1 protein-coding gene is annotated in these 250 nt (G+C 64.8%); it reads left to right on the top strand.

Annotated features, from left to right (window positions below):
• Positions 1-250: M14-type cytosolic carboxypeptidase (locus SB816_RS33730; RefSeq protein WP_410548467.1), on the top strand; the 250-nt coding region annotated here is incomplete at both ends.

The following is a 250-nucleotide window of genomic DNA, read 5'->3' as shown; positions in this document are numbered from 1 at the left end:
ACGCGATCCGGCTGCGCGTACGCGGCGACAGCCGCTCGGAGTTCGCGCAATGGTTCTACTTCCGGTTGACGGGCGCACGCGGCGAACGCTGCGTGATGTCGTTCGAAAATGCAGCGGAATGCGCGTATCCGGCGGGGTGGCGCAACTACCACGCGGTCGCGAGCTACGACCGCGTCGACTGGTTCCGCGTGCCGACGACGTTCGACGGCAAGACGATGACGATCGACCATACGCCCGAATTCGACAGCAT

It is taken from the genome of Achromobacter sp. SIMBA_011, from assembly GCF_046535435.1.
Lineage (GTDB): Bacteria > Pseudomonadota > Gammaproteobacteria > Burkholderiales > Burkholderiaceae_B > Achromobacter > Achromobacter dolens.
Note: the sequence above shows the minus strand (reverse complement) of the source record. Positions and strands in the feature narration are given on the sequence as shown.